Annotated in this window: 19 protein-coding genes and 1 tRNA gene; 11 read left to right on the top strand and 9 right to left on the bottom strand. The window is 67.2% G+C overall.

What is annotated here, in order from left to right; translation table 11 throughout:
* Positions 1–43 precede the first annotated feature (43 nt).
* Complete coding sequence (locus HZR14_RS04555; RefSeq protein ID WP_181691685.1) at positions 44–1,135, top strand: DUF373 family protein; 1,092 nt, start codon at positions 44–46, stop codon at positions 1,133–1,135.
* 63 nt (positions 1,136–1,198) lie between these two features.
* On the opposite strand, the gene HZR14_RS04550 is transcribed toward HZR14_RS04555, so the two are convergent.
* Positions 1,199–1,975: an HVO_0234 family beta-propeller protein gene (locus HZR14_RS04550; protein WP_181691684.1), complete on the bottom strand. Its 777-nt coding sequence runs from the start codon at positions 1,973–1,975 to the stop codon at positions 1,199–1,201.
* 32 nt (positions 1,976–2,007) lie between these two features.
* Complete coding sequence (locus HZR14_RS04545; protein ID WP_181691683.1) at positions 2,008–2,781, bottom strand: helix-turn-helix transcriptional regulator; 774 nt, start codon at positions 2,779–2,781, stop codon at positions 2,008–2,010.
* Positions 2,782–3,082: 301 nt separating this feature from the next.
* On the opposite strand from HZR14_RS04545, the gene glmM reads away from it, so the two are divergent.
* Positions 3,083–4,462, top strand: coding sequence for a phosphoglucosamine mutase (gene glmM / locus HZR14_RS04540; protein ID WP_181691682.1), 1,380 nt, complete (start codon positions 3,083–3,085; stop codon positions 4,460–4,462).
* A 48-nt stretch (positions 4,463–4,510) separates the two neighbouring features.
* Here the strand turns inward: glmM and HZR14_RS04535 are convergent, their stop codons facing one another.
* Positions 4,511–5,647: a DUF7118 family protein gene (locus tag HZR14_RS04535; protein WP_181691681.1), complete on the bottom strand. Its 1,137-nt coding sequence runs from the start codon at positions 5,645–5,647 to the stop codon at positions 4,511–4,513.
* A gap of 7 nt (positions 5,648–5,654) precedes the next feature.
* Positions 5,655–6,017: a phosphoribosyl-AMP cyclohydrolase gene (gene hisI, locus HZR14_RS04530; protein WP_181691680.1), complete on the bottom strand. Its 363-nt coding sequence runs from the start codon at positions 6,015–6,017 to the stop codon at positions 5,655–5,657.
* Positions 6,018–6,164: 147 nt separating this feature from the next.
* On the opposite strand from hisI, the gene HZR14_RS04525 reads away from it, so the two are divergent.
* A complete protein-coding gene (locus tag HZR14_RS04525; protein WP_181691679.1) occupies positions 6,165–6,590 on the top strand; it encodes a DUF8146 domain-containing protein in 426 nt (141 codons plus the stop codon).
* 115 nt (positions 6,591–6,705) lie between these two features.
* Here the strand turns inward: HZR14_RS04525 and HZR14_RS04520 are convergent, their stop codons facing one another.
* Positions 6,706–7,161 (bottom strand): DUF5814 domain-containing protein, encoded by a 456-nt coding sequence (locus tag HZR14_RS04520; protein ID WP_181691678.1) that lies wholly within the window; start codon positions 7,159–7,161, stop codon positions 6,706–6,708.
* A gap of 142 nt (positions 7,162–7,303) precedes the next feature.
* On the opposite strand from HZR14_RS04520, the gene HZR14_RS04515 reads away from it, so the two are divergent.
* From HZR14_RS04515 to HZR14_RS04495, 5 genes are all read left to right on the top strand, one after another.
* Positions 7,304–7,374 (top strand) — tRNA-His (locus HZR14_RS04515).
* Between the two features lie 230 nt (positions 7,375–7,604).
* Positions 7,605–8,318 (top strand): competence/damage-inducible protein A, encoded by a 714-nt coding sequence (locus tag HZR14_RS04510; protein ID WP_181691677.1) that lies wholly within the window; start codon positions 7,605–7,607, stop codon positions 8,316–8,318.
* A gap of 68 nt (positions 8,319–8,386) precedes the next feature.
* Positions 8,387–8,761, top strand: coding sequence for a cupin domain-containing protein (locus HZR14_RS04505; RefSeq protein ID WP_181691676.1), 375 nt, complete (start codon positions 8,387–8,389; stop codon positions 8,759–8,761).
* A 165-nt stretch (positions 8,762–8,926) separates the two neighbouring features.
* Complete coding sequence (gene carB, locus HZR14_RS04500) at positions 8,927–12,205, top strand: carbamoyl-phosphate synthase large subunit (RefSeq protein WP_181691675.1); 3,279 nt, start codon at positions 8,927–8,929, stop codon at positions 12,203–12,205.
* A gap of 166 nt (positions 12,206–12,371) precedes the next feature.
* Positions 12,372–13,940 carry an ABC1 kinase family protein gene (locus HZR14_RS04495; protein ID WP_181691674.1) on the top strand — a complete coding sequence of 523 codons (1,569 nt, stop codon included), beginning with the start codon at positions 12,372–12,374 and terminating at the stop codon, positions 13,938–13,940.
* Positions 13,941–14,047: 107 nt separating this feature from the next.
* On the opposite strand, the gene HZR14_RS04490 is transcribed toward HZR14_RS04495, so the two are convergent.
* Positions 14,048–14,962 (bottom strand): transcription initiation factor IIB, encoded by a 915-nt coding sequence (locus HZR14_RS04490; protein WP_220132446.1) that lies wholly within the window; start codon positions 14,960–14,962, stop codon positions 14,048–14,050.
* A gap of 316 nt (positions 14,963–15,278) precedes the next feature.
* Positions 15,279–16,619 carry a GTPase gene (locus tag HZR14_RS04485; protein WP_220132436.1) on the bottom strand — a complete coding sequence of 447 codons (1,341 nt, stop codon included), beginning with the start codon at positions 16,617–16,619 and terminating at the stop codon, positions 15,279–15,281.
* A 53-nt stretch (positions 16,620–16,672) separates the two neighbouring features.
* Here HZR14_RS04485 and arcC point away from each other — a divergent pair, with 53 nt between their 5' ends.
* From arcC to HZR14_RS04470, 3 genes are all read left to right on the top strand, one after another.
* Positions 16,673–17,593, top strand: a complete 921-nt coding sequence (arcC, locus tag HZR14_RS04480) for a carbamate kinase (protein WP_181691672.1) — start codon at positions 16,673–16,675, stop codon at positions 17,591–17,593.
* A gap of 235 nt (positions 17,594–17,828) precedes the next feature.
* Entirely contained in the window at positions 17,829–18,584 is a 756-nt protein-coding gene (locus HZR14_RS04475; RefSeq protein ID WP_181691671.1) for a proteasome assembly chaperone family protein, read from the top strand.
* 158 nt (positions 18,585–18,742) lie between these two features.
* Positions 18,743–19,261, top strand: coding sequence for a DUF5813 family protein (locus tag HZR14_RS04470; protein WP_181691670.1), 519 nt, complete (start codon positions 18,743–18,745; stop codon positions 19,259–19,261).
* A 24-nt stretch (positions 19,262–19,285) separates the two neighbouring features.
* On the opposite strand, the gene ddh is transcribed toward HZR14_RS04470, so the two are convergent.
* Both ddh and HZR14_RS04460 read right to left on the bottom strand, forming a co-directional pair.
* Positions 19,286–20,212: a D-2-hydroxyacid dehydrogenase gene (ddh, locus tag HZR14_RS04465; protein WP_181691669.1), complete on the bottom strand. Its 927-nt coding sequence runs from the start codon at positions 20,210–20,212 to the stop codon at positions 19,286–19,288.
* Between the two features lie 350 nt (positions 20,213–20,562).
* Positions 20,563–22,959 (bottom strand): ATP-dependent DNA helicase, encoded by a 2,397-nt coding sequence (locus HZR14_RS04460; protein ID WP_181691668.1) that lies wholly within the window; start codon positions 22,957–22,959, stop codon positions 20,563–20,565.
* Positions 22,960–23,021 lie beyond the last annotated feature (62 nt).

Raw genomic sequence — 23,021 nt, 5'->3', positions numbered from 1 at the left:
AGAAGAGACTTACCCCACCGCACAAAACGCCTTCCAACGAGCGATGCTGTTGATCCTCTGTGTCGACCTCGACGACGACCTCGGCCGGAAGACCGGGTTCGAGACCCCGGTCGTCGGCCGGGACGCCGTCGAGGCGGCCGCCGTCGCCCTCGCGACCGCCGACCCCGAGGACTCCGACGTCAACGTCTGTTTTCAGGGCGTCCACGTCCACGACAGCATCGACGACGAGTCCGTCGAGGTGGCCGTCGTCACCGGGACCGCAAAGGCCGACGTCTCGGCGAACCGGAAGGTCGGTGAGGAGGTCGACACCGTCCTCGCGTCGCTGTCGACCGGCGAGGACGTCAAGGCGATCGTCGTCACGGACGGCGCACAGGACGAGAGCGTCCTACCGGTCATCCGGTCCAGAGTCCCGATCGACGGCGTTCGCCGGGTCGTCGTCAGGCAAGCCCAAGACCTCGAGTCGATGTACTACACGTTCAAGCAGGTGCTCGCCGACCCCGAGACGCGTGGTACGATCCTCATCCCGCTCGGTATCCTGCTTTTGATCTACCCGATCTCCATCCTCGCGGAGGTGATCGGCCTGCCGGGATCGACGCTCGGTGTCATCTCGGCGCTCTTGGGGCTGTACGTCCTCTTCCGCGGGCTGGGACTCGAAGAGACGATCGACGAGACCCTAGAGCGGGTCCGCGTCGGCCTCTTTTCGGGACGGGTCCAACTCATCACGTACGTCGTGGCGGCGGCGCTCGTCGTCGTCGGCAGCGTCGGAGGCCTCGACGCCGCCGGGACGCTCACCGACGCCGAGCCCGAACCGGTCCAGGCCGTCTCGGCGTTCGTCTACGGGGCCGTCCAGTGGGCCGCCGCCGCGGGCGTCGTCGCCGCCCTGGGTCGGATCACCGACGAGTACATCGCCGGCGGCTTCCGATGGCGGTATCTCAACGCCCCGTTCTACGTGGTCGCCATCGCGATCGTCCTCCACGGCGTGAGCGCGTTCGTCCTCGCGCGCCCGTTCGCCGAGCTGTCGTATCTCGCGGTGACGCTGACGACCGGGACGTTTCTCGGGTTGGCGAGCACGCTCGCGTTCGCCGTCGCCGAACAGCGGTACCCGCGGGAGCAGGACTCCGAGCTCGCCGGATGACCGCTCGGTCGTCCCCGGCCCGAAACGGACAGGGGGCGTGTGATCGGGCGGACACTCCGAGGGTCACACCACGACGATGCCGGCGACGCCCGCGAGGCCGATCGAACGGTGTCGCCAGCCGTCCCCCACGTTCGCGAGACAGACCCCGTCGGCCGTCACGGCGTAGACCCCGCCGTCGTAGGCGACGTCGACGACGGGGCCGTCGACCGGGAGCTCGACTGGGGTCCAGGACCCGTCCCCGGAGCGTTCATAGAAGCCGTCGGCCGTCGCGGCGTGGGCACACTCGCTGTCGCCGGCGACGGTCCGAAAAGCCCCCTCGAGCGCACGCACCCAGCCGTTGGCGAGGTAGTACAGGCCGTCGTCGGTCGCCGCGAGCGGCGTGTCGGCCGTCGAGACGTCCGCGGCACCGGCCAGGCCGACGTGGGTTCCGTCGAGCCGGTGGATCCCGGCGTCGGCGGCGACCATCCCGCCGTCGATCGATCTGACTCCCTCGACGTCCGCGAGTGTCCGCCACCCGCCGTCGTAGCGGGCGATACGGTCGTCGTCGGCAGCGAGCAGGCCGTCGTGGTAGCCGACGGCGGCGGCGGGCCCGAAGCCGGTCTCCTCGAACCCGTCGTCGGTACCGACGAGGACGTCCTCGGGCGTCCCGATCGCGAGCCGTCCGTCCCCGGCGGCGACGTCCGTCGTCCGCCCCCGCCGTTCGAGCGAGAACTCCCCGACAATGTCGTCGGAGAGAGAAACCCGGGCGAGGCCGACCTCCGAGGCCACGAACGCCGTCGTCGTGTCGTCGCCGCCGGCGTAGACGCGCTTTTCGGTGAGACTGATGTCCTCGTCGCTCATGGGTTCTATCGCCGCTCCGACGCCGAAAGCGTTTACGTTTTTTCCGAGCGTGCGAGGGCGCGCTCGAAGACGGCCTCCCCCCACGCGAAGGCGTCCGGATCGGCGCTGAAGACGGCCCCGACGAGCAGTCCCTCCTCGTATCCGAAGAGCCCGATCCCTTCCTCGTCGAAGAGGACGACGGCGACGGGCAGTTCGTGTCGGACGCTGCGGATCTCCAGGCCGTCTGCGTCCGCGGCGACCTCGAAGCGGTCGTATCCGGACCGCAGCCGCGACATCGCGTCCGATTCGACGACGACCGTCGCCGTCTGCTCGCCCGCCTCGACGTTGGCGTGGAGGTCGGCGAGAAGCCGCGGCATCCCCGAGGGGGACAGCGACCGGAGATGGTCAGCCTCCTCGCCGAGTTCCGAGAGCCGATCGAGCGGCCGCTCGGGGGCGTGTCGGCCGGGAACCGTGATCCGTCCGTGTTCGAAGAGCGCCAGCGGAAACCGCCAGTCGGCCGGGAGGGTCTCGAGAAGCCGGCGTCCGGTATCGAGCCGCCGGAGGCGCGCGACGTAGTCGTCGTGGCGCCGCCACGCGAGTCGGCCGAACCCGGTGAGCGCGTAGGTACCGTTCCGGTCGGCGACGAGGCCGGCGTCCCGGAGTTCCTGGAGGGATTTATATACCGTCGAGCGTGAGACGCCGAGGTCGTCCCGGAGGTCGCGTTGGTCGCGGGGGCCGTCCGCGAGCAGTCTCAAAAGCGGAGCGCGCTTACACAGGAGGTCGACGACCCTGCCGACGTCGCGGGAGGACCCCTCCGATCGATCCATTTTCCCGGTTGTTTCGACCCCTCCGAAGTGAATGTTTCGCTTATCGAGACGAATCCGAGAAGACGAACAGCGTTCGGGGAGCGATACGCCGTGTGGGGTGTAATCTGAAGTATCCGGGCTCCGTCCGTCGAATCGCCCGCTGGCGCGGTATCCCTCCGTTCTCCGGCCCTGATCTCGCGGCCGTCTCGGGGTCCTCCATCACCGTTCGGCCGGGGTCGAACCGCCAACGCCGGCAGGAAATCCGTTCGCGGACCGCATCGCCGTCGGAACCCATTTGTCGGCTCCGCCGGAGAGGACGAACATGGACGTATTCGGATCGAGCGGGGTGCGTGGCGTCGTCGGTGAGGGGTTGACGCCGGCGTTCGTCGGTCGCATCGTCTCGGCCGCCGGGTCGGTACTGGACGCCGATACCGTCGCGGTCGCGCGCGACACGCGGACCACCGGTCGAATGCTCGCCGACGTCGCGGCCGGAACGCTCGCCTCGGTCGGCGTCGACGTCGATCGCCTCGGCGTTCTCGCGACGCCGGGAGCGCAGGCGTACGCCGACCGCAACGGGGTCGCAGTCGTCGTGATTACCGCCAGCCACAACCCGGCGTCGTACAACGGGATCAAACTGATCGGGAGCGACGGAGTCGAACTCCCGAAGCCGACGCTCGAGCGGATCGAAGGGCGGCTCTCGGACGGGAACGGAAGCGACGGCGACGGGACCGTCGGCTACGCGTCGGTCGGGCACAGTCGGTCGATCGAGGGTGCGGGCGAGAGCTACGTCCGTGAACTCCTCGAGACGCTCGAGGACGAGGGGCGGCGCGACCGGATCGCCGGGAGCGGGCTCACCGTTGCGCTCGATCCCGGCCACGGTGCCGGCTGTCTCACCAGCCCGGCGTTCTTCCGCGAGCTGGGATGTCGGGTCGTGACCGTCAACGCACAGCCGGACGGCCACTTCCCGGGACGGGAGCCCGAGCCGGTCGCCGACAACCTCGCGGACCTCAGACGGCTCGTCCGTGCGAGCGACGCCGACGTGGGGATCGCCCACGACGGCGACGCCGACCGGGCCGTCTTCGTCGACGAAGACGGAAACCACGTCGACGGGGAGGCCTCCTTCGCCGCGCTGGCGGCCGCGGAACTCGACGGCGGCGACACCGCGGTCTCGGCCGTCAACGTCTCCCAGCGGCTCGTCGACGTCGTCGAGGCGGCGGGGGCCGGCCTGGAGTTGACTCCGATCGGGAGTACCTATCTCATCACGCGGATCCGAGCGCTCCGCGGGGCCGGGCGGGCGGTCCCGATCGCGGGCGAGGGCAACGGGGGCGTCCTCTTTCCCGACGTTCGGATCGCCCGCGACGGGGCGTACACGGCGGCGCGGTTTCTCGACCTCCTCGTCGATCGGCCGGCGAGCCGAATCGCCGCCGAGTACGACGGCTACGTCACCCGCCGTCGGAACCTCACGTACGACGACCCCGACGAACGCGAGGCGATGCTCGGGGCGGCCGAATCGTACGCTCGAGAGGCCGACGCCGAGTTGCGGACCATCGATGGCTACCGCCTCGATTACGGCGACGGATGGGTACTCGTCCGGCCCAGCGGCACCGAGCCGCTCGTTCGGCTCTACGCCGAGGCGCGCGAGGACGGCCGCGCGGAGGCGCTGCTCGACGGCGTCTACGAGGCGGTGGCCGAGGGGCGGTAGCCGACGCCGGTCTCCGGTCGGTCCCCGGCGTGGACGGCCTGTCCGCGGTCAGCGCCCCGAGAGGAGCGCCTCGAGGCGTTCGAGCTCCTCCCGGGCGGCCGAGCGCTCGGCCTCGATCTCGCCGCGTTCGAGTTTGCGTCGCTCCTCGTCGGCGAGTTCGGCGTCGGCGCGGGCGGCCTCCCGGAGCCGTTTGTAGTCGTCCTCGCGGGTCAGTTCACGGACCTCCCGGAGCGTCGAGACGGTCGACGCCCCGGCGATCGTGCCGACGAGTCCGAGCAGCTCCTCGATCCGAAAGCGGAGCGATTCGGCCGGCTCGGGGGGCCACTCGATCGACAGCGGGTCCGCGGAGAGCCCCTCGAGGTACGTCCGGTTCGTCGCGACGCGGCGTTTCAACAGGTCGACGTCGTCGACGTAATGCGAGAGCTTCGACGTCGAGTAGTCGGCGTACTCGAGCAGCGTCCCAACGGGGTGCCCGCCCGCCTCCCGCGTCCGGACGTACCCGAGGAGGTCCGCCGGGGGGGATTCGTACTCGACGAACGGGGTCTCGGCGGCCCGCTCGACGAACCCGAGGAGCCGTTCCGTGGACGCCTCGCGCCGAAACGTCTCGAAGGCGTCCTCGATCGCCTCGTTGTACGCCCGTATCGGCCCTTCGAGCCGTTCTATCGGCGCGTCGAGGTCCGCCTCGCCGAGTTCGAGGAGCTCGTCGAGCGTCTCGATCCGGGCCCGGAGGTCCGCTTTTCGACGCTCGGCCCGTTGTCTCGCCTCCTCGCGGGCTTCGATCGCGGACTCGAGGTCGGCGCGGAGGTCCGCGTACTCCCGCGCCGGAGCGAGCGCCTCGCGGGCGGCGTCGAAATCGTCCGTCCGGAGGGACTTCGAGACGCCGCCCGTCGTCACGTGGTCGTCGGCGTCGAGGAACGCCTCCCGCTCGGGGACGTCGTCGGGGACCGATTCGAGGGTCTCCGCCAGATCGTCCCTGAACTTGACGTACCCCTCGAAGTCGTCCCAGTCGGTCGCGCGCTCCTCCCAGCGATCGAGGACCGTCTCGACCGATCGGTAGGCGTTGGCGACCGTCTCCAGGGCCGACCGGTCCAGCGCCGTCCCCGCCAGCCGCGATCGGAGGTCCTCGACGCGCGTTCTGGCGGCACGGAGTTCGTCGGCGGCCGTCGGGTCGTTGGGTTCAGCCATCGTTCGGTTACTCGTACACCGCGTCGGGATCGAAGACCTCCTCGCCGACGATCTCGCCGTCGATCGTCCGATGGAAGCAGCTCTCGTAGCCGGTGTGGCAGGCCCCGCCCTCCTGGTCGACGAGATAGAGGATCGCGTCGCCGTCGCAGTCGACGCGGATCCCCTCGATGCGCTGGACGTGACCGCTGGTGGATCCTTTGTGCCACAGTTCCTCGCGACTCCGGGAGTAGTAGTGGGCCTCCCCGGTCTCGCGGCTCCGCTCTAGGGCCTCCCGCGTGACGTAGGCCAGCATCAACACCTCGCCGGAGTCGGCGTCCTGGGCGACCGCCGGCAGCAGTTCGTTTTCCTCGAAGGCGAGATCGACGCTCATTATCGAACGGTCGTCGTTTCGCCGCATAGGCCTTTTCCTTGGACTCCCGGCGGGGGCCGGCGACCCATGAGACGCCCGCGGCGCGGCGGCTGACGGACGCGCGTCTGACGAACGTTTAAATACGACGGCGCACGAATAGTGACAACTATGGGCAACAAGAACAAGACGATCTCCTTTCGGGTGAACGAGGAGGCGTTCGAGACCCTCCGGGAGATCGCCGAGGAGCGTGACATCTCGCTTTCGGCCGTGTTCCGCGACTACGTGGACACCCTCGTTGCTCACGACGGGCAGGTCCGGGTCGTCCCGGAACACGAACTCAAAGGCGGTAGCGCCTCCGAGACCACCTCCGCGGCCGAGAGCTTCCCGCCGAAGGTCGAGGTTCCAAAGAGCTTCGTCCGCGAGCACGAACGCCTCGAGCTGGAGGCCGAACACCTCCGCGAACAGCTCGACGAGTACAAACAGTACGTCACGAAACTCAGCCAGCAGGTCGAAGCCCAGGAGGCCGACGAGGTCATCCAACTCGAGGACCTCGACAGCGAGGGGAACGAAGAGGAGCCGTTCCGGCTGGGCTGATACTACCGTCCGTCCGTCGTGACTCGCTTTTCACATCCCGAGGTCGTGACTCGCGTGCACTGGGGACAGCCAACAGCACGACGCCGTCGGCGGCACCGGTCCCGGGACCGTGTTTTCACCGCGAGAGCTGTCGCTTTCGCCGCCCGATCCGACCTTCGGCCTCCGGACGGCCGTCGACGTCGGCGAGTCGCTCGGCCGCCTCCAGCGTCCGGACCGCGTCGTCCAGAAACGAGAGCACATCGCCCGGATAGGCGTACAGCAGGTAGTCGTCGCCCATCACGTCGACGATGGCGTCGGGGCCGAGCCCCTGCGCTCGGAGTTCGAGCAGATACGAGACGAACTTCCGCTCGGGGCAGCCGCAGTGTGGGTGTCCCTGACAGCCACAATCGAGGAAGTCCTCCGCGAAATCCAACACCCGGTCGCGGGAGGCCTCGTCGAGCTTTGCGATCCCGTCGCCCGAAAAGAGGATATCGAGCGTCGCGCCGGAGAAGGCGCTCTTCGGGAAGCTCGTGTCCAACTGCGAGGCGAGCTGGCGGTGGTTTTTGACGTAGATCTTGTCCGTGATCGCCACGGCTACCGGTAGTCGGTCGGGAGTGAAAAACCCACGGACAGCGGGTGAGATGCGTTCGCAGGAACCGTGTGGTCTCGCATTCCATACATCTCTGAAGTCCGAAACGTATATTACTCGGAGCCCGCGTAGTTGTTCATGCGTGTCCGGGTTGGGGTAGTGGTATCCTCCAGCCTTGTGGTGGCTGGGACGTGGGTTCAATTCCCGCACCCGGACTGACAGATTATTTACACGAACGGTACACCGCGAGCGACTGCTGAATTTGCGAGCGACCGACGGATTTGTGAGCGACCGACGGATTTGTGAGCGACCGACGGATTTGCGAGCGACCGCCGTATTCGCCACGCGAACGCGTCCACCGGGGTCGACGCCGAGCCATCGGACAACGAGAGGCCGTACTGCGGCACGTGCGGCGACTTTTTGAGCACCGCGACCGAACCACCGATATGAACGCGGCCCTGTTGACGGTCGGCGACGAACTCCTTGCCGGGGACACGACGAACACGAACGCGAGGTGGCTCGCCGCGGAACTCGCCGACCGCGGCGTGACCACGGAGCGGGTGTTGACCGTCCCCGACGAGACGGACGTGATCGCCGAGGCGACCCGACGCTACAGCGAGCGCTTCGACGCCCTCGTCGTGACCGGCGGCCTCGGGGGGACGCCCGACGACGTGACGATGGAGGGCGTGGCGGCGGCGTTCGATCGCGACCTCGTCGAGAACGACCTCGCCCGCGCGGCCGTCGAGCGCCACCTCGAGGCGATCGCCGACGAGTACCCCGAACTGGACGTCGACGTCTCCGGGGAGGCGGCGATCCCGGCCGGATCGCGGCCACTGATAAATCAGGTCGGGCTGTCGCCGGGATGTGTCGTCGAGAACACCTACGTGCTGCCGGGGATCCCCTCGGAGATGAGGGGGATGTTCGAGGGGGTGGCCGACGAGTTCGACGGCGACGTCGATTCGCGGTACCTCTACACCGAGGAGCCGGAGGCGAATCTCATCGAGCGCCTCGACGGGGTCAGAGAGCGCTTCGGCGTCCGGGTGGGCTGTTATCCCGATCGGGAGGCGGGACACAACCGCCTCAAGATCAGCGCCACCGACGACGAGACGCTCGCCGAGGCGGACGCGTGGCTCCGCGAGCGGGTCGTCCTCTCGGAGTGACGGGCGGGGCCGGGATCGGCCCCCGATGGATGGACAGTTCCAAGTCGGCGACCCCCGTAGTCGGGCGTATGTCCGGGACCCCACAGCCGCTCCTCAAGCGCGCGGACTCGATCGAACAGCACACCGTCGAGGCCGGTGACGGGCTCTCGAAGCGCGTCCTCGTCGGCCCCGACGACGGAGCGCCGAACCTCGCGATCCGTCGCTTCGAGTTGGAATCCGGGGCGTCGGTGCCGAAACACACCAACGAGGTCGAACACGAACAGTACGTCCTCGAGGGCGAATACGTCGTCGGAATCGACGACGAGGAGCACACCGTCAGGGCGGGCGATTCGCTTTTGATCCCCGCCGGAACGGTCCATTGGTATCGAAACGACGGCGATGGGACGGGGGCGTTCCTGTGTGCGGTTCCCAACGGCGACGATACGATCGAGCTGATCGATTGAGCGCGGGACGGCCCGACGGTGACGGGGCCGAACGATCGACGGACGTCGGTGACACCGCCGGATTCCCGCGAACGGTAGCCGCCGGTGGTTCGAAATTCGAACTGGAATTACGAATTCCGTACTCTTTCGCCGGGCTTATTACGATGTACGGACTCCGATCGGGTAATGCCAGACGAGGACCGTACTATTTTGCTCATCGGCAGCGGGCCGATACAGATCGGACAGGCGGCGGAGTTCGACTACTCGGGCGCACAGGCGTGCCGGGCGCTCAGGGAGGAGGGCGCTCGGGTCGTCCTCGTCAACTCGAATCCGGCGACGATCATGACCGATCCGGAGATGGCCGACAAAGTCTACGTCGAACCCATCACGACCGAGGCCATCGCCGAGGTCGTCCGGAAAGAAGAACCCGACGGCGTCATCGCCGGCCTCGGCGGGCAGACCGGGCTCAACGTCACCGCCGGACTCGCCGAACAGGGCGTCCTCGAGGAGTACGACGTCGATATCATGGGAACGCCGCTGGACACCATCTACGCGACCGAGGACAGGGATCTCTTCCGTGAGCGCATGAAGAAGATCGGCGAGCCGGTCTGTCGCTCCGAGACCATCTCGGAGATGGACGAACTCGAGGACGCCGTCGAGTCGGTCGGCGGCCTGCCCGTCATCGCCCGCACCGCCTACACGCTCGGCGGGTCCGGGTCCGGGGTCGTCGACGACATGGAGGAGCTCGAAGAGATCGCGCGCAAGGGCTTTCAGCTCTCGCGGAACCACGAGGTCCAGATCACCGAATCGATCGCGGGCTGGGTCGAACTCGAATACGAGGTGATGCGCGACGCCGACGACTCCTGTATCATCATCTGTAACATGGAGAACATCGACCCGATGGGGATCCACACCGGTGAGTCGACGGTCGTCACCCCCTCGCAGGTCATCCCCGACGAGGCCCACCAGGAGATGCGCGATTCGGCGCTGAAGGTCATCCGCGAGTTGGGTATCGAGGGCGGCTGTAACATCCAACACGCCTGGCGCGACGACGGCACGCCCTCCGGGGAGTACCGCGTCGTCGAGGTCAACCCCCGTGTCTCGCGCTCCTCGGCTTTGGCCTCGAAGGCCACGGGCTACCCGATCGCCCGCGTCACGGCGAAGGTCGCGTTGGGCAAGCGGCTCCACGAGATCGACAACGAGATCACCGGCGAGACGACCGCCGCGTTCGAACCGGCGATCGACTACGTCGTCACGAAGGTACCCCGGTGGCCGAAGGACAAATTCTCCGACGTGGAGTTCGAACTCGGGCCGGCGATGAAATCGACGGGCGAGGCGATGTCGATCGGCCGGACGTTCGAGGAGTCGCTCCTGAAGGCGCTTCGGTCCTCCGAGTACGACCCCGCCGTCGACTGGGTCGACGTGGGCGACGACGAACTCCAAACCGCGTACCTCGAACGGCCGACGCCGGATCGCCCCTACGCGATCTTCGAGGCGTTCGACCGCGGGTACACCCTCGATGAGATCCAGGAGCTAACCGGGATCTACGAGTGGTATCTCGAACGCTTCGGTCGGATCGTCGAGGCCGCCGAGGCCGCGCGGAACGGCGAGTTCCAGCCCGCGGCCGACGCCGGCTTTACCAACCAAGAGATCACGGCGATGGCCGGCGGGGCGTTCAACGATACCCACGCCTCCTGGATCCCCTCGGACGTCGCGGAGGGGGATACCGAGGCCGGCCAGCCGGTCGAACCCGACGGGTCGGGGACGACCGTCGACGACGTCGAAGCCGACACCTCCCGGCGGACGTACAAGCAGGTCGATACCTGTGCCGGCGAGTTCCGCGCGTCGACCCCGTATTATTACTCCGCGCGCGAGCCACCGACGGGGCGCGGGGGCAGCGAGGTTCAAGTCGACCGCGAGATGGAGTCCGTCGTCGTGGTCGGCGGCGGCCCGATCCGGATCGGCCAGGGTGTCGAGTTCGACTACTGTGCGGTCCACGCCGTCCGCGCGCTGCGTGAGGTCGGCATCGACGCCCACGTCGTCAACAACAACCCCGAGACGGTTTCGACGGACTACGACACCTCCGATGGGCTCTTTTTCGAGCCGATCACGGCCGAGGAGGTCGCCGACGTCGTCGAGGAGACCGGTGCGGACGGCGTGATGGTCCAGTTCGGTGGCCAGACGTCCGTCAACGTCGGCGAGCCACTCAAGGACGAACTCGAACGCCGCGGACTCGACTGTGAGATCCTCGGGACCTCCGTCGGGGCGATGGACCTCGCCGAGGACCGCGACCGCTTCAACGTCCTCATGGACGAGTTAGGGATCAGCCAGCCCGAGGGCGGAACCGCAACGAGCGAGTCGGAGGCGCTCGATCTCGCCCACGAGATCGGCTACCCGGTTTTGGTTCGCCCCTCTTACGTCCTCGGCGGACGGGCGATGGACGTCGTCTACTCCGACGAGGAACTCGCCCAGTACATCGAGGAGGCGGTTCGGGTCGCCCCCGACAAGCCGATTCTCGTCGACGACTTCCTCGCCGACGCGGTCGAACTCGACGTGGACGCCGTCGCCGACGTCGGCGCGTCACACGCGCCTGCAAACGGGAGTGGGTCCCGCTCCGGCGAGGACGTCCTCATCGGCGGGATCATGGAGCACGTCGAAGCCGCCGGTGTCCACTCCGGCGACTCGGCGTGTATGATCCCACCGCGCTCGTTGTCCCAGGAGGTCCTCGAACGGGTCCGGGAGGTCACGCTCGATATCGCCCGCGCGCTCGAGACGGAGGGGCTTTTGAACGTCCAGTTGGCCGTCCGTGACGGCGAGGTGTACGTCCTGGAGGCCAATCCCCGCTCCTCGCGAACCGTCCCGTTCGTCTCGAAGGCGACCGGCGTCCCGATCGCGAAACTGGCGGCGAAGGTCATGGCGGGCCAGTCGCTCGCCGAACTCCGGACTCACGAACAGATCCCCGAACACGTCTCGGTAAAGGAGGTCGTCCTCCCGTTCGATCGGCTTCCGGGATCGGATCCGCGGCTCGGCCCGGAGATGAAATCGACCGGCGAGGTGATGGGAACGGCCCGCTCGTTCGGAAAGGCGTATCTGAAGGCCCAATCGGCGACCAACAAGGGGATCCCGACGGAGGGGACGGCGATCGTCGACCTCGAGACCCTCCGGGGTATGTCCCAAAAGAACGAGGACATCACCGACGTCCGCGAGGGTGCCGAACGCCACTTCGAGGTCTACACGCCGGACGACGTCGACGACCTCGCCGGCGCGCTGCGTGGCGGCGAGATCGACGTCGTCTTCTCGCGGGACCGCGACATCCTCGAAATCGCCGTCGAGGAGGGGATCACCTACTTCTCGACAGTGCCGAGCGCGCGAGCGACCGTCGAAGCCATCGAGACCCGAGACGAACCCCTCGACGTGGTGGCGCTCGGGGAACGTCCCACGGAACGGCGCAACTGGGGCGAATAGGCCGGCCGGAGGCGACCGCCACCGGAGAACAGGCCGGCCGGAGGCGACCGCCACCGGATGGGAGATCCGAGGCCGACGCGGCGTCACGCGGTTATATATACGCGTTCCCCGAACGTCCGGTATGGACCGACAGCGGATGATCGACCTGTTTCGGCGGCAGCCGTGAATGAGCGGGTTCTGTCGCCGATACGTCCGGGTCGTCCTCCGGTTTCTCCCCTTCGCCGTGGCGTTCCTTCGGGATAGACGGCGGTACCTGCTTTTCGGCCCGGCCAGGGGGGTCGACGACGGGACACACCGGCGTCGAGCCGAGCGGATACGCGAGACGATGCTGGAACTCGGCCCGGCGTTCATCAAAATGGGACAGGTGCTTTCGACGCGTCCGGACGTCGTGCCGCCGGTCTATGCCGAGGTGTTCGCGACGCTCCAAGACGAGGTCCCCGAGGACGTGGGCGGCGATCCGAAGACGGTCCTGCGGGCGGAACTCGGCGACGATCTCGATTTCTCGACGCTCGAACCGATCGCCGGCGGCTCCCTCGCGTTCGTGTACACGGTCGTCCACGGGGGGGAGCGGATCGCCCTAAAGGTGCGGCGTCCGGGCATAAAATCCCACGTCGAACGTGACCTCCGGGTCATCCGTGGGCTGGTCCCCCTGGTCAGCGTCGCCGCGAGCGAGCGCCAGCAGTACTCGGTCCGGAACGCGGCCGACGACTTCGAGGACGTCATTCTGGACGAACTCGACTTCGAGCGGGAACGGGAGATCATGGCCGAGGTCGGTGGGAACTTCGCCGACGATGACCGGGTCGTTATCCCCGAGACGCACGAGGAACTCTCCTCGGAACGCGTGCTGGCGATGGAGTACCGGACGGGACGGAACATAACCGCGGCGGACGCCTTCGACGACGTCGACGTCGGACCGCACGAGATGGCGACCCGCATCACGGACGTCTACCTCGAGATGGGTCTCGTCGACGGCGTCTTCCACGCCGATCCCCATCCCGGTAACCTCGCGGTGACGGACGCGGGACGGCTGTTGCTATTCGATTTCGGGATGAGCGAACGGCTCCCGACGACGGTTCGAGAGGACATTATCGGGCTGTATCGGGCACTCGTCCGGCGCGACGTCGACGCGCTCGTCGACGCGCTGATCGCGCTCGATGTGCTCGAACCGAGCGTCAACCGGGCCGAGGTCGGTCGCGTCCTCGAACTCGTCGTCAAAAACCTCGAGGGCCGTTCGGACGTTACCTGGCGAATAATACTCACCGAGCTGACCACGATGCTCCGGGACTTCCCGTTTCGCATCCCCCCCGACGTGATGTTGCTCCTGCGGGTCGGTACCATTGGTGAAGGTGTCTGTCGACAGCTCGACCCGGAGTTCGACTTCCTCGCTGCCGTCCGGTCGTTTCTCATCGAGGAGGGGCTCATCGAGACCGAACTCGAAGCAGTCATCGAAGAGACGTGGAGGGACGTCCGGGGATCGATCCCGGCGCTGGCACGCGTTCCAGCCCGGTTCGAGCGAACGTTACAGCGGCTCGAACGCGGCGAATTGGTCGTCCGGACCGATCCCGTCGGGACACACCATCGGGCCGACCGAAACGCCGGTATCGCGGTGCTCGCCGGGGCGTCGATCGTGGCCGCGTCGGTGTTGACGTTTCACGAACGCCCCTACGAGATCCCGGCGATCGCGCTCGCTGTCGGCTTTTTGATCGCTTACGTCTTCGGTCGATGGCGGGGATAATACGTGACATCCTCGGTCTCAAACCACGGGGGTGGAACCGCGTGCGGTCAGTCTCGCTGGCGGTGCGCGGTCAGTCTCGTCGGTGGTATCGGGCGGCCACGGCGGTATCAGGCGGCCAGCGGTGATTCGCCGTTACCGGTGGGCCGCGTTCCCTCGGCCTCGAGCAGTTCCTGATACCGGTTCCGGATGGTGACCTCCGAGATGTCGGTTACCGCCGAGACCTCGCTTTGGGTGAGCGTCTCGGGGGTGAACCGTGCGGCCGCGTAGATCGCGGCGGCGGCGAGGCCGACGGGCGATTTTCCCGAGTGGAGATTGGCCTGTTTTCCGGTTTCGAGCAGTTCACGGGCGCGTCGCTCGGTCTCCTCGTCGATGTCGAGATCGCTTGCGAACCGCGGCAGATATTCGTTTGGGTCCGGCGGTTGGATCTCCAGTCGGAGTTCGCGGTTGATATAGCGGTAGGCGCGTTTGAACTCCTCGGCATCGACGCGGCTGACGGCCGCGATCTCGTCGATGGATCGGGGGATTCCCTCCATCCGTGCGGCGGCGTGCAGCGACGCCGTCGCGATGCCCTCGATCGATCGGCCCGGGAGCATGTCGTTTTTCAGCGCCTGCCGGTAAATCATCGACGCCGTCTCCCGAACGCTTTGGGGAAGCCCGAGCGCCGAGGCCATCCGTTCGATCTCGCCGAGGGCCTGCTTGAGATTGCGCTCTTTGCTGTTTCGGGTGCGGAACCGTTCGTTCCACGTCCGCAGTCGCTGCATCTTCTTCCGTTGGCTGCCCGACAGCGAGTTCCCGTAGGCGTCTTTGTTCTGCCAGCCGATGTTGGTCGAGAGCCCGTCGTCGTGCATCATCTTCGTCGTCGGCGCACCGACACGGCTCTTTTCGTCACGTTCGTTGGCGTCGAACGCCCGCCATTCGGGACCGCGGTCGATCTCGTCCTCCTCGACGACGAGCCCACACTCGGCACAGACGGTCTCCGAGCCGCTGTTTTTGAGCCTACCGTCACACTCGGGGCAGGTCAGCGACGTCCGTTCGCGCTCGGCTTCGTCCCCGCGTTCGCGTTCGTCGGCCGAGGTGGTTTCGTCATCGGTTGTCGAGGTGGTTTCGTCATCGGTTCGTGCGTGCGTCGAGATGGTGGGTTGTTGAGTCACGGTGAAGGGTGTTTTTATATACCGACGGTCGGCCGGTGGAGAGCGGAGGGACGCGGCATCCCCCTTTCGGGCATACTTCACCCTATGTAAGTCTTATTAACTTATAAACCTTTCGCAAAGTGTATATGTATGGGGCAAAGAGCCGGAGGACGTCCCCCGTTCGGTATCGCCGTGTCAGCACACCATCTTATATTCCTAACGCTCCCCGGTGGCGTTCCACTACGGTATCGAGGGTGAGGTTCTTCTCTTCGAGTTCGTAGCGAACCCGCACGACCGGAACGTCGACGTCGACCACCCGGCCGAGGTCGTGGGGCGTCCCCGAGACGACGACCTCTGGGTCTACGGCACGGATCGTCTCCTCTAGGTCCCGGATCTGGTCGTCGCTGTATCCCATCGCCGGGAGGACGTCGTCGATGTGGTCGTACGTCTCGAAAACGTCCCCGAGCGTTCCGACGGCCGCCGGTCCCGGGTCGAGGATCTCGGCGGCACCGTATGTTTTCGCCGCGAGCAACCCGGCACCGCAGGGCGCGTCACCGTGTGTGAGCGTCGGCCCGTCCTCGACGACGAGGGCGCGCTTGCCCGCGATCGAGTCCCGATCCGCGGTGATCGTCGAGTCCGCGTGGATGATCTCCGCGTCGGGATTCCCCCGACGGACGTTGTCCTCGACCGTTTCGATCCCGTCCGCATCGGCGGTGTTTTCTTTGTTGATCACCACGTAGTCGGCGAGTCGGAGGTTGGTCTCTCCGGGGTGAAACCGGACCTCCGCGCCGGATCGGTGGGGATCGGCCACGACGACGTGGACGTCGGGCGTATAAAAGGGAAGTTCGTTGTTGCCGCCGTCCCAGACGATGACGTCGGCCTCCGCCTCGGCGCGTTCGAGGATCGCCTCGTAATCCACGCCGGCGTAGACGACGTGCCCGCGTTCGATGTGGCCCTCGAACTCCTCGCGTTCCTCGATCGTGACGCCGCTCTCGTCGAGGTCGGCCATCGTCTCGAAGCGCTGCACCCGCTGTGAGAGGAGGTCGCCGTACGGCATCGGTTCTCTGACGACGACGACGTCCGCGCCGCGCTCCCGAAGCACGTCCGCGAGTTTGCGGGCCGTCTGGGACTTTCCGCAGCCGGTCCGGACCGCGTCAACGGCGACGACGGGAACGGCCGCCTCGAGCATCATTCGGTCCGGGCCGATGATCCGGAAGTCGGTCCCGGCCGCGAGCGCGCGTGACGCCTGGTGCATTACCTGTTCGTGGGAGACGTCCGAATACGAGAACACGACGGTATCGACGTCCTCCTCGTCGATGACGGTCTCGAGGTCGCGCTCCGGACGGATCGGGATACCGTCGGGGTAGTGGGTACCCGCCAACTCGGGCGGATAGCGTCGGTCCGGGGGCTCTTCGAGTTCGCCGATGTTCTGTGAGGCGGTGTGGGTGAACGCGACGACGTCGCTGTCCGCGTCGCCCCTGAAGACGGTGTTGAAGTCGTGGAAGTCCCGACCCGCCGCGCCCATGAGTACGATCTTTGCCCGGCTCATGGGAGGGACCTGCCGCCGGAAGAATGAATTACCACCGGTCAGAGATCACCCACATGGGGACCGATCCGGTCGTCGTAGCCGTGGGCGGCAACACGTTGTTGGGCGAGCACGGTTCGGGGACGATCGAGGAACAACTCGACGTGATCGAGCGGACGGCGCGGCGGATCTCGGGCGCTATCGACGCCGGATACGACGTCGTTCTCACGCATGGAAACGGCCCGCAGGTCGGAAACCTGCTCCTCCAACAGGAGAACACGACGGAGAGCCCCCGACTTCCGCTCGACGTGCTCGTCGCCGAGACCCAGGCCCAGATCGGGTATCTGCTGCAACAGGCGCTCGACAACGAGGTCTCGACCCCGACGGATTTCGTCACGCTCCTCACGCAGGTCGTGGTCGACGCCGACGATCCGGCGTTCGAGGAACCGACGAAACCGATCGGCCCCTGCTATACCGAATCGCGGGCTGCAGAGCAGCCCTTCGAGACGCGGCGGGTGTCGGATGCCCCCCGCCCGTACCGTCGCGTCGTGGCCTCGCCCGCCCCCATCGAACTCGTCGAAGAGGACGAGATCGCTCGCCTCGTCGAGCGGGGCGGGCTTGTGATCTGCGGTGGCGGCGGCGGTGTCCCCGTCGTACGCGAGGATGGACTCCGCGGCGTCGAAGCCGTCGTCGACAAGGACCGCTCCTCGAGTCTGCTCGCATCGACGCTCGGGACCGACACGCTCGTCATCCTGACTGACGTCGAATACGCCTACGCGGACTACGGTACCCCGGACCGGAGACCGCTTCGGCGTGTGACCGCCGAGGACATGCGGACACGTCTCGATGCCGGCGAGTTCGGTGCGGGAAGCATGCGCCCGAAGGTCGAAGCCTGCATCCGGTTCGTCGAATCGGGCGGCGAGCGGGCCGTGATCACCTCGCCCGAGCGGCTTCTGGACGCGCTGGCGGCGGATGCGGGAACGCAGATCGTCGCGTGAGGTTCGCCGGAGCCCGTCGGTTCGGACGGGAGGGCGTCGACGCCGCGCGCGTGGTTCTCACGATCTGGAACCCAGAGTGGTACTTATACTGGTGGACGAATTCAAATGAAACCGACTCACGAGTGATCCGCCGTTCGCTCCGTCGAACGGCGTGATCCTCGTGCGTCGTGTGTACATTCTTTTGTCCGTCAGTATTAACCCCCGGACGTACGAGCGGTCGCGTAGGTGTCGTTGCGTGTCTCAAGAGAACACATCTACGCGTTTCGAAAAGACGACCGAGCTACAGGCCGAATCGCCGACACTCATCGAGGGGCTTCCAGGGCTCGGGTTGGTCGCATCGATCGCGGTCGATCAGATCACGGCACAGCTGGGGTTGGACCAGCACGGAACGATCGTCTCCGACGATTTTCCGCCGGTCGCGGCGTTCGAGGACGGTCGGGTCAGGAACGCGGTCCGTGTCTACGCCGGTATTGACCCGGCCGTGATGACGCTACAGAGCGACGTCCCGATCCCGCCGGGATCGGTCAAATCGTTGAGCCAATGCGTCCTGGACGACGTCGCCGAGGAGTTCGAACAGGCGATCTTCCTCGCCGGCGCGCCCGCGGAGTCCGAAGACCAGATCGGCGAGATCGTCGGCGTGGCCACGACCGACCGTCTGGAGGCCGAACTCACCGACGCGGGCATCACTCTGGCCGACGGATCGGGCGTCATCGGCGGCGTCACCGGTGCGCTGTTGGCCGACTGTTATCAGGGCGGCGTCCCGGCGGCGGTACTCATCGTCCGCTCGAATCCCTACATTCCCGATCCCGGGGCCGCACGCGCGGTAATCGAAAACGCACTGGAGCCGCTCGTCGAGTTCGACATCGACACCCAGGAGCTCCTCGAACAGGCCGAGGAGATTCAAGCCCAAAAACAGCAGGTCGCAAAACAGCTCCAACAGTACCAAAATCAACAGGAGCAGCCGCCGCGGGCGGCGGGCATGTATCAGTGATCGTCCCGTCCGTCGCGTTCGCGACGTCCGTGGCGTATGCGAGGGGCGCTTCGGCCCCCTGTGGCCCGGAACGACGGGTCCGACCGCGCGGACCGAACGGGGTCTTCGACGGGGTCCGCACGACGCCCTTTTTATCCAACCGCCCGTAGGGGGGCGTGATGACCGATGAACTCCCCGACCGCGCCGTTCGGGCCTTCGAGGGCCACGATGCCTTCGAGCGCGACGGACGGTGGTTCGAGGTAACGACGACGAGATTCGACGGACGCGTGACGGCCGAAGAGACCGACGAGTGGGCACACTCGTACACCGTCGAGGTCCGGGCACCGATGCTCTCGGATGCGATCGAAGGGGACGTGGGTCCGGCCGTCGAGGACGGCTGGTTCGACACCTACGAGTTGCGCCTCGAGGACACCGGGATGGCCGTCCGACAGGACGTCGATTTCGCCGAGTACCGACTCCTCGAGGAAGCCGGCGATGCCGTCGCCGTCTTCGAGTTCGAGTGGGGCAACGCGGACCACGTCCCGGGGATGGCGAAGGCGATGACCGAGTACGTCGAGGGGACGTACATGGAGGGGATCGTCCCCGGCTACGAGTACCGGCCGCCGGTCTCGGAGTTGCTCTCGCGGGCCCGTTCGGGGGCCGGCGGGGACGGCAACAGCGGCCCGATGCCGCTGTGACGGTCGCGGCGGCGGGGCCGACCTCTATATGACGCGGTTCGTGAGCGTCTCGCCCTCGGCGTACCGGCGGGCGTTCTCCCGGACGAGCGGGGCGATCCGCCGGTAGTACGCCTCGGTCGCGGCGGCGATGTGCGGCGTCAGGAGTACGTTTTCCATCCGCCAAAGCGGCGACTCCAGCGGCAGCGGCTCCGTCTCGAAGACGTCCAGCGCCGCGCCGCCGATCGCGTCCGCGTCCAGCGCCTCGACGAGCGCCGCCTCCTCGACGACGGGACCGCGGGCGACGTTTATCACGATGGCGTCGGAGCGCATCGCCGAGAGCTCGGCCTCGCCGATCAGCCCCTCCGTCCGGTCGGTCAGCGGGACGGCGAGGACGACGAATTTGGCGTCGGCGATCGCGGTGTCGAGTTCCACCGACGGATAGACGGTCTCGACGCCATCGACCGGCGTCGGCGTCCGTTTCACCCCGACGACGTCCATCCCGAGGGCGTTCGCCCGGGTGGCGATCCCCCGACCGAGCGTCCCCAATCCGACCACACAGGCCGAGGAGTCGCCGAGGCTGAACGGGACGTCGTACGGCTGTCTCGACCACTCGACCTCCCGCTGTCGGTCCCGGTAGACGTAGAGCCCCCTGGCGAACGAGAGCATATAGCCGAGCGCCGTCTCGCCGACGGTATCGCCGTGAATGCCGGTGCTGTTCGTCAACGCGACGTCCTCGGCTTCGATGTCGTCGAACGGAAACCGGTCGACGCCGGCCTGGATCGAGTGGATCCACTCGATTCCCGACTCGAGAAACCGCTCGTCGTAGCCGAACGTGACGAGTGCCTCACAGGCGTCCAGTTCCGCCGTCGAGACGGTCCGTACCTCCGGTTCGATATCGGAGAGCGCCGTCTCGAGTTTCTCCGGCGGAAAGACGGCTTCGACCGATCGGTGGATTCCGATGGTGGAGATCACGCCGGCTGTTCGCGGGTGATATATAAATATCCGCGTGGTGGCACGGCCCCGTGGCCGTCGTCGCGTTCCGTTTCGAGTACCGTCGGGATATATCGACGCGGGACATCAGTACCGTCGGGATATATCGACGCGGGACATCGGCCATCACCTATTTATATCGATCCGCCAAATAGAGACCTGCAACCGGACGTATACGCCGGCACGAGTCGGTGTCCCGTCCGGAAAAGGGAAGGGGCACGCCCGGACGACGGGACGTGACCCGCGAGGGCGGTCGGAGTTCGTCTCGGTTCCTGCGGGTCGGTCGCCTCGCCAGCGGCCGGTCGATCCGCGACGGGTCGTCGTGTCCGGGCCTACCGGTTCCAGAAGCCATCGAGGGCGTACTCGAACATCTCGGTTCCGACGGGGCGGAACTCCTCACGTTCTGCCTCCCCGAGCAGTTCGCGAACGCTGTTCCAGGAGGGCTTCGCGTAGCGCTCGTCACAGAGTACCCGAACGCCGCACTCCTCGGGGCCGCGGATGACACGACCGATCGCTTGCCTGGCCTTTCGGACGGCGGGTACCGCGAGCGCGTATTTGAACCCGGCGTCGGACGCCGACGCGCCCGAGGAGCCATCCGGGCACTGCCCGGAGGCGTCCCCGAAGGCCCGCTCGTAGGCGGTTCGGACCGCCCGGATCCGGGGACTCGCGGTGTTGATGATCGGGACCCCACAGACGATGGCGGCCGAGAGGCGATCACCGCGGTAGTCGACGCCCTCGGTGAGCGTCCCGCGAAGGCTCGTCACCAGTACCTTCGGTTCCCCCTCGAAGAACTCCCGTTTCAGTCGCTCGGTCGCCACGTCGTCGGTCGCCTCGTCGAGCAGAACGGGTTTCTCGATCCCGGAGAGCGTCGAGGCGGCCCACTCGGCCTCCCGGTAGGAGGGCATCCCGACCAGGACGTTCCCGGGCGCGGCCGCGACCTGTCGGATCGCTCGGGCGTGGGAGCGCCGCGTCGGGGTCGATTCTCCGGTTCCGCCGCGATTCTCGTAGGTGAACTTCGGGGCCGCGAGGGCGAAGGACGCGCGGTTCTCCTCGGGAAACTCGAGACCGTAGGTCCGTTCGACGACGGGGCGGCCGGCCTCCGATTCGAGGTGTTCGAGCCCCGTCACCTCGGCGAAGACGTCGAGTGGCTCGAGCGTCGCGCTCATCAACACCCCGCCGCCGAACTCGTCGAGGCGCTCGCCGATCGCGCCCGCGGGCAGACAGTTGTGAAGGCTATAGGTGGCGGTGTAGGCCCGCTTCCAGGTCCCCTCGGGGCGGGTGTCGTCCCAGGTCCGCTCCAGTTCGATTTCCCGGAAGAACTCCGTGTGATCCGCCTCGTACCACCGTCCGAGCGTCCGACCGACCGACGGGGCGGCGCGGCGTTTGTCCGCCGATTCGAGCGTATCGAGCACCCGACCCGCGACCGCACAGACCGTCTCGGCGCGGCCCCAAAGCCGCGCGTCGAAGCCGTTACGCTCGGCCCACCGCGTGAGTTCGTCCGTTCCGGGCCGTTCGGGGTCCCGAAGCGGGATCTCGCGGTCCTCGAGATCCGGAAGCTCCTCGCGCCACCGGGGCCGGTCGTCGTCGAGGTGGTCGCACACGCGGTCGTCCAACCGGTCGCCGAGGGCGTTTAGAAAACGCCGAACGTCGCGGAGTTCGCCGAGCGTCACGTCCGAGTCGGCGAGTTCCTCCCGGATCGTTCCGGCCTGTGCCTTCGCGTCGTCGCCGTACTGCGTCCCCGCCCCGGCCTCCTCGACCGCGGCGATCGGCTCGATGACGCGGGAGAGTTCGGACGCCGCATCCGAGAGCGCCCGATCGGAGACGCCGTCGCCGACGAGATCCCTGACTCGCGGTTCGAGCATGTGGGCCTCATCGCAGATCACGAACGTCGTTTCGTCGATGAGGCCGCCGCTAAAGGACTCGACGGTCATCGGATCGAAGGCGTGATAATAGTTGCCGACGAGCACCTCGGCGTTCGGGAGGAGTGCGCCCATCACCGAGTGTGGACAGCTGCCGCGGCCCGCCGACAGCCCGACGAGGTCGTCGGTCTCGATGAGACCGCGGTCGGTCGGATCGAACGGGACGGCCTCGATCGGATCGCCGTCCTCGGGCACGTCGTCGAGATATCCCGCATAAAACGGGCAGTACTCCGTCCCGCCGTCGCCGGATTCGGGGGTCGATCTCGGATACGGCGTCGGCTCCCCGGCGGCCTCCAGAAAGGTCGCCTCACGCCCCGAGTCGGCCAGCCCGACCTGTTGGCTCCTCGCGGCGTCGGCCAGAGAGGCGGCCGTCGTCTCGCCGTCGGCGAGCCCACGGGTCCGCTCCCGGAGCCCCTCACAGCGCTCGTAGACGTTTCCGTCGTCGATTTCGCCCGCCCCGGCGAGGTTGTACGGGCAGACGTCGGCCTTCCCGACGAGCGTCATCGCCGAGACGGGCCGCCAGCCGTCGGGGAGGCCCGCGTTGATCGTCCGGAGGTCGGCCTCGAACTGTTTGAGCTGTTGTTTGACGCTCGTCAACACGAAGACGCGCTCGAAGACCGAGTCGGGGTCTCTGACCAGCGAGATTCCGGCGGTGAGTGCGAGCATCGTCTTCCCGGTCCCGCACGCGCCTTCCAGCGCCAGGAATCCGGACTCCGTGGCGGTCTCGATCGCGGTCTCGATGCCGTCGACTTGGTCGTCGTAGGGTTCGTCGTGGCCGAAGATCGGCCGCCACTCGGGATCCGGGGGCACGGGCGGAACTGACTCGGCTTCACGTAAAGACGTATCGACCGGGGCCACCGTCGTGCTACCGA

Source organism: Natronomonas salinimetallica, from assembly GCF_013839515.1.
In the GTDB taxonomy this organism is placed as follows: domain Archaea; phylum Halobacteriota; class Halobacteria; order Halobacteriales; family Haloarculaceae; genus Natronomonas.
The sequence above is the reverse complement of the archived record's forward strand: the minus strand, read 5'-3'. Positions and strand labels throughout refer to the sequence as shown.